This window comes from Streptomyces sp. NPDC002790 (assembly GCF_040295505.1).
In the GTDB taxonomy this organism is placed as follows: Bacteria; Actinomycetota; Actinomycetes; order Streptomycetales; family Streptomycetaceae; genus Streptomyces.
The window spans coordinates 21,035-27,034 of the sequence record NZ_JBEOVM010000090.1; the positions used below are offsets into that span (position 1 = coordinate 21,035).

A 6,000-nucleotide genomic window follows, 5' to 3' on the forward strand; every position below is an offset into this window, starting at 1 on the left:
CATTAAGCGGCATCGACGCAGGCGACCTTGTCGGGCACTCTTCTCTTGGTATACAAAAAGGCGGGCCAGCCCACCCTCGTAGACCCCGCCAGGAGCTTTCATGTGCGTCGAGCCCGCCGAGCCGCCGTCCAGCCGACTGACCCGCCGCGGCGTCCTCGCCGCGTCCGCCGCGCTCGCGGGCACCGCGACCGCCCTCGGCTCCGGCGCGTCCGCGGCATCCGCCGCACCCCGCCGCCCGGCCACGGCGCCCCGCGCCGGTGACCTGGTCGTCGACGGCGGCACCCTGCTCGACCCGGCCACCGGCGAGGTGACCGAGGACGCGGTCGTCGTCATCCGCGACGGCGTCGTGCGGGCGGCCGGCGCGCGCGGCCGTGTCGACGTGCCCAAGGACGCGCCGCGCCTCGCCGCGCACGGCCGGTGGGTGCTGCCCGGACTCGTCGACGCACACATCCACCTCAACACCGCGACCGAGGCGCTCGACGCGGTCCGTAAGGGCGCCACCAGCGCGCGCAGCGGCTCCACGAACTTCTACCAGGACATCGCCGTACGGGAGTTGGCCCGCCAGGCCCCCGAACTCGCGCCCCGCCTCAAGGCCGCCGGCATCTTCGTCACGCCGGACCTCGGCGACACGGTCCTCGGCGACCCGGACCTCACCCCGCTGGCGCGCCTCAAGGACGGCGTCACGTCCGCCGAGGCGCTGCGCCGTGTCGTCGAGGTGAACCTGAAGCGCGGTGCCGACGTCATCAAGACCCGTGTCAACCCGCGTGCGGGCCTCGCCGAGCAGGATCCGCTGGAGCAGGTCTACTCGCGCGAGCAGTTGTCCGAGATCGTCGCGGCGGCGGGGCGCGGCGGCAAGGGCGTCCTCTGCCACAGCTACAGCGAGAAGGGCTGCCACGACGCGGTGCTCGCGGGCATCCACTCCCTGGAGCACGGCGCGTACGTCGGTGAGCGCACGCTGGCCGAGATGCGGCGCCGCGGCACGTTCTTCACGCCGACCCTGGGCGCCATCGCGGGCATGATCGGCTCCGACGACCCGGTCCTCGACGAGCGCGGGCGCACCTATCTGCCGCTGCTCAAGAAGGCGGCCCTCGCCGCGCACGAGATGGGTGTGCCGCTGGCCGCCGGCACGGACTCCTCCGGCGGCACCGTCGACCCGATCGGCGGCGAGGTCGAGCTGATGCGCTCCGCGGGGCTCAGCGCGCTCGACGCGATCCGTACGGCCACCACCGGCGCGGCGAAGCTGCTCGGGCTCGAGGGCGCCGTGGGGCGGCTCGCCCGTGGCAGTGCGGGTGACGTGCTGCTCGTCGACGGGGACCCGTTGGCCGACGTGTCGGTGCTCAAGAAGCCGGTGGGCGTGGTGCGTTCGGGCATCGCGGTCTGACCGATCGGGGCTCCGCCCGGGATCTCCCTGCTCAATCGCCGCAGGGGCTTGATGGTGGCCGCATGCGGAACTCGTAACGGGCGGGGAGCGGCTCCCCAGGTGCGGCCACCTGTGACCACACCTCGCCGAGGGTTTCCGCGCCCTCGCGCAGGTCCGCGACCTCGAAACCTTCGTCGAAGATGGTGCGGGCCGCGGTCAAATCACCCTCCATACAAAGGAGTTGCGCCTCTATCAGGCGGAAGCGGCCCCGTTCGCGCGTGGTCACGTGCAGGCGGTCCCACACGCCCCGGGCCACCTCCACTCGCCCCGCCGCGAGCAACACCCCGATCGCCTCCCGGCCGAGGGTCCCGCACGCGGAGCGCCATGGCTCCCCGTCGTCGCGGCGCTCGGCGCACAGGTCGTCGAAGGCCCCGGCGTAGCGGTCGGCGGCGCGCTCCGTGTGGCCGTCCGCCGCGTCGGCCACGGCGAGGCAGCGCAGGAACGGCCAGAGCGAGGGTGCCAGTTCGAGGCCCCGCTCCCAGCTGCGTACGGCCTGCGCCCGGTCGCCCGCGTGCCACTGCGCGATGCCCAGGTGGTACTCGGACTGCGGCCGGGCGGGCGCCGTCTCCAGCATGTCCCGCCAGGGCGGGGAGACCAGGGAAGGACCGGGCGGGCCCACCCGGCGCTGCTCCGGGAAGGCGCCCGATTCGAGCAGCTCGCGCCACGGCGCCTGCGCCTCACCGAGCGTCGACTCGTCGAAGGGCGTACCCGCCAACTTCCAACCCGCACGCAGCACTTCGAGCGCACCCCACCCGGAGCCGACCGCGAGCCGCTCCCCCGGCTCCGCGTCGGCGCAGGCCCGCCACGCGTCGTACGCGGCGTCGACGTCGGCGCGCGGCAGCACGTCCTCAAGGCGACGCTCCACCTCGCCGACGGCGCTCCCCCAACTCCCCTCCGCGTGCACGGCTTTGGCGTCCGCCGACAGCGGCCCGTACGCCTCCAGCCAGCTGAACTCCCCCTCCGACTCCAGGCGTACGTGCTCCAACTGCGTGCGCGCGAGCCCGGCCTGGACCTCGGAGTAGCCGCCCGTGCCGGGCTCGGTCAGCCACTCCTGCCAGCGCCGTCCGCCCGTCCCCGCGCCCCACACGAACAGCTTCCGGCCGCGCAGCACATCGGTCGACGTCTGCACCAGGCCGTGCCCGGCGTCGTCGAGCGCGGCGATCCAGCGACGCCGCCCGTCCTCGACCTCGTAGAAGTAGTCGGCGGGGAACTCGCTGTTCAGCGGGTACGTGCGATCGATTCCCTCGTGCTCCGGCACGGGCACCCGGCTCAGCGTCCGCTCGTACGCGAAGTACCAGGCCTCGTCGGCGGGAGCGAGCACCCGGTGCTCCTCGGGCACCGCGATGTTGGACCACCAGTACGCGGGCGCGGGCTTCTCGTGCGGATTGCGGACGCGTACGCCGACGTAGAGGAAGTCGGACCCTTCGGGGAGCCACAGGTCGACCTGGAACGGGAGGTCGCGCAGCCGCTCCCACTCCCACAGGCGCAGCATGTCGCCGCCGTCGGGAGCCGGCACGCGCGCGGCGTGCAGCGGGGCGCAGGACAGGGCGGTGTGGCCGGTCGCGCCGATGTTCCACTCGATGCCTCCGGAGAACCAGGCGCCGTTGAGTGCGAAGTCGGCGGGCTGGAACACCGGGTTGCGGTAAAGGAGTTCACGCTCGGTCGGCTTGTGGAACAGGGACGCGACGCGGCCGCCGAGGCCCGGCAGCACCGTCGCCCGCAGTCGGTCGTTCTCGATCACGATCGTGTCGAGGTCGACCGGCTCCCGGTCGCGCCCGTACCCGTCGCGGATCCGCTCGGGCAGCACACTGCGCAGCGGCCGGTAACCGACCTGCCGGGCCATGTCGAGCGGCATGTCCTCCTTGGCGCGCTCGTCGACCTCGTGCATCTCGTCGAGTGGCCGCAGCGGCGGCAGCGGATTGTCCGGGCCCAGTGGCACGCCCGGCAGAGTCAGTACCGCACGGCGGATCTCGGTCACGTGTGCCTCCCGTCGCCAGGGGCGCGGCCCGCCCCGATGACCATGGAACATCGTCCTGCGGGAGCTGAACAGGGTGCCCTCCGGTCAGGATTGCGCAAAGCCGAACGGCGCCGGCCCCCGGGCGCCGCAATATTCCGTGGGCGCCCCGCCCGCCCCCACGTACGCTGGCACTCCCCTGCCTTCGCCGCGACACGCATACAGTCAGTCCGGCAGGCAGCACATGTACGCGAGGAGACCGCACCACCATGGCCGAGAGCCACACCTACCGAGTCATCGTCCGCGCCACCTTCGAGGACCTCACCGACGCGGCACGGGAGCGGCTGCTCGCCGAGGTCGCCGAGCACGAGGGCATCGCCGGCATGAAGTTCGGCCTGGAGGGCTCACTCGCCTACGACCGCACGCTCAAGCACTTCTCCATGCGGTACGTCGTCGAGTCCGACCCGGACGACGGCGACGAGATGGCGGCGGCGCTCGCCGAGGAGAAGGCTGAGGCGTACCTGAAGGAGCGCGGCTACGGACACGGGGAGCTGCGCTCGACGGTGACCGACATGGACACCATGAAGGTCAACCGGAAGTCGCGCCGCTAGCGGACGTGATGGCCCGGGTCTGCTGGGACCCTAGGGCACGACGGGCAGTTGCACCGTCCCCGTGTCGTACGGGGCGCTGGTGACGGTGACCGGCTTGACGCCCTTGTTGCCGCCGTACGCGTCGTCGCTCGCGGCGATCACGAAACGCATCCGGTGCCCCTTCTCGTAGCGGTGCACGATGCCGGGGAGGGAGACCGTGAAGGGGCGGGTGACGTCGGGGACGCGGACCGGGGCGACCAGCCGGTGCACCAGTGTCTTCGAGCCGTCGGGCGCGACGTCGTACAGCTTCGCGAAGAGCACCAGCTTGTCGGCCGCGTCGGCGGAGTTCTGCACGCGCTCCGTCTTCGGCGAGACCACCGTGAGCGTCGCCTTCGGGGCGCCGACGACGTCGGTGGCGGCGGTCAGCGGTTCGGTGGTCCAGTCGAGGTAGGTGCCCTTGGTGTCGTACGGGGCGGGGTCCGGCAGGCCGATGAGGCCGGCGAGCGAGGACTCGGAGTGGCTGGTCGGGACGAGCCAGTTGCGGTACTCGCGGCTGCCGCGGGCCACCTTCTTCCGGTTGTCGACGAGCTTTCCGTCGCCGGAGAGGTACAGCGTGCGGTTGAGGGCGGGCACGCGCGGCGCGGTCGCGTAGGTACCGTTCGGGTCGGTGATCCAGTCGCGGTAGTAGGCGAACGCGGGGCCGGTGTCGGTGCCGCCCTTCTTGTGCAGGTACCGGTCGAACCAGGCGAGGACGCGGCGGCCCACGTAGCTGGTCTCCAGGTTCCCCTCGGAGAGGTTGAGTTCACCGGCGGCCGGGTCGGTGAGACCGCCGCTGTGGCCCCAGGACTGCCAGATCATCTTGGCGGGGGTGCCCTGGGCGGCGAGCGTGTCGTACGTGGACCGGGCCTCGTTCAGGTTGAACAGCGAGTCGGCCTGCCCCTGCACGAGCAACGTCGGCGCCTTCACCTGCTTCAGATACGAGACCGGGGACACGCTGCGCGCGTAGGAGAGGAGCCGCTGGGTGTCGGCGGCCGGGTAGCGGCCGGAGTTGAGGGTGCGGATCGTGGCGCAGGCGTCGTCCACGAAGTGCAGGCAGCTCAGCTTGTTGATGCGGGACGGGTCGAGGGACGGGGAGAGCAGGGGCTGGCCCTCGCCGATGAGGTAGAACCCGTTGGTCCACTGCCACTTGAAGGCGCCGGGGACGTCGGCGGCGGCCGGGTCCGTCGCGTTCTGCGGGTCGAGGGAGTACGCGAGGTTGTTCCAGGTGATCATCGGGACGAGCGCGTCCACGCGGTGGTCGACGGCGGCCGTGGCCAGTTGGATGGCGCCGCCGTACGAACCGCCGATCATGCCGACGCGGGGGTCGCCCTTCTTGTCGGCGGTTACGTAGTCAATCGTCGTGCCGTCGTCGGCGGCGCGGGTGCCGGCGAGGAGGTCGACGAGGGCGGAGGCGGCCTTGCCGTCGATGCGCGGGTCGTCGAGCGAGACCAGGCAGCCGGACTTGCCGAAGCCGAGGCCCGAGTAGGCGAGCGAGACGTAGCCGCGCTCGGCGAAGGCCCTCGCCGTGTCACCGGTGCTGTCCGACTTGCTGCCGCCGAAGCCGTTCGTGGTCAGGACGGCGGGGGCGGGGTGCGCGGCGTCGACGCCGACGGGGCGGTAGAGGTCGGCGTCGACCGTGCAGGTGCGCTCCGCGGTGTGGACGGTGACTTTCAGGGGGGTCACCGTGACGTCCGGGGCGGTTTGTGTGTCGGCGAATGCGGGGGTGGCGAGTGTTGCTGCGGCGATGACGGACAGGGTGGCGGCGAGCGTGGTGCGGGATCTGGGCACGGTGACCTCCACGGGGTGCCTTACCGGCGGGTAACGGTGAGCGCGAAGTCATCGTGTGGCACGTGTCAACAAGGGGCAAGAAGCGTGCAGGGTGAATCTCCGTTCGACGCCACGGGGCTCCGCCCCGGACCCGCGGGGGGGCGGCCCCCGCGGCGGCGAAGAACACAACAATCGAACGCCCGCGGCGGGCTGGGGGGGGCGGGCCCGCG

4 protein-coding genes are annotated in these 6,000 nt (G+C 72.2%); 2 read left to right on the forward strand and 2 right to left on the reverse strand.

The window, feature by feature from the left end; translation table 11 throughout:
* The first annotated feature begins 100 nt into the window (after positions 1 to 100).
* Entirely contained in the window at positions 101 to 1,381 is a 1,281-nt protein-coding gene (locus ABT004_RS28305; RefSeq protein ID WP_351342320.1) for an amidohydrolase family protein, read from the forward strand.
* A 31-nt stretch (positions 1,382 to 1,412) separates the two neighbouring features.
* Here ABT004_RS28305 and ABT004_RS28310 read toward each other — a convergent pair whose 3' ends face one another.
* Positions 1,413 to 3,398: a DUF5107 domain-containing protein gene (locus ABT004_RS28310; RefSeq protein ID WP_351342322.1), complete on the reverse strand. Its 1,986-nt coding sequence runs from the start codon at positions 3,396 to 3,398 to the stop codon at positions 1,413 to 1,415.
* A 245-nt stretch (positions 3,399 to 3,643) separates the two neighbouring features.
* Between ABT004_RS28310 and ABT004_RS28315 the strand changes: the two genes are divergently transcribed.
* Entirely contained in the window at positions 3,644 to 3,985 is a 342-nt protein-coding gene (locus ABT004_RS28315; protein WP_351342324.1) for a DUF6204 family protein, read from the forward strand.
* A 30-nt stretch (positions 3,986 to 4,015) separates the two neighbouring features.
* On the opposite strand, the gene ABT004_RS28320 is transcribed toward ABT004_RS28315, so the two are convergent.
* Positions 4,016 to 5,791, reverse strand: coding sequence for a CocE/NonD family hydrolase (locus tag ABT004_RS28320; RefSeq protein ID WP_451193666.1), 1,776 nt, complete (start codon positions 5,789 to 5,791; stop codon positions 4,016 to 4,018).
* Between the last annotated feature and the right edge of the window lie 209 nt (positions 5,792 to 6,000).